Origin of the sequence: Serratia sp. 14-2641 (assembly GCF_001692375.1) — a bacterium.
Lineage (GTDB): Bacteria > Pseudomonadota > Gammaproteobacteria > Enterobacterales > Enterobacteriaceae > Chania > Chania fonticola_C.
On record NZ_LXKR01000016.1, the window covers coordinates 1 to 651 of the forward strand.

A 651-nucleotide genomic window follows, 5' to 3' on the forward strand; every position below is an offset into this window, starting at 1 on the left:
TTTGCGCACCCGCCCATCCTGGGCGCGATTGGGGTTAAAGCTCTTCTCGGCCACATCGCACATCGACATCACAATCGTCGACGCCAGCGTCATTCCTTCGGCGCGATCCAGTTGAATCACGGTTTCGAGGTCGCCATGCACGCGAAATTGCACCACGGTCACATTATTCATCCCGATCAGCAGATGAATATCGCTGGCCCCTTTCTTCTTGGCTTCCCGAAAAAAACCGATGATTTTCGCCTGTTGAGCGGAGTAATCGTTAGCATCGGGGTTGTCTGTGACCTGGCTTTGTTGCAATGCTTTCAGTTTGTCGAGCTGGACCCGCTTAACCTTCAGCCTGGGGTATTGCTTAAACGCGCCAGCAATCTCTGACGTGACGGCCAGACTGGTATTGTGCGCGTCAGACACATACAAGGTCGGGGCGTCAGAATTGGCCAGATCTAAATGGATATAGGTTGAACCACGTTTCTCATACATATTGGTTACCCCGCAAAGGAAAGAGACACCTGCATTGAGTTCTTCCCGGAGACAACGACCTCATTGAGGTTGATCCGTTTAACAACGTATTCCGTACCCGGAATGCGATCCCCTGACTGCACCGTAACCTGGTTGCCGTTGCTGAGTGCCAGCACGGCCGTGAAACCTTTCCCC

The 651-nt window shown here is 52.8% G+C and carries 1 protein-coding gene and 1 pseudogene; both read right to left on the reverse strand.

Features of this window, described 5'->3' with window-relative positions:
- Nucleotides 1–477, reverse strand: a pseudogene (locus tag A6U95_RS08140) (type II secretion protein E); the annotation flags it as partial.
- Between the two features lie 5 nt (nt 478–482).
- The coding region (pilP, locus tag A6U95_RS29650; RefSeq protein ID WP_139102344.1) for a type IV pilus biogenesis protein PilP at nt 483–651 on the reverse strand (169 nt) is incomplete at its 5' end.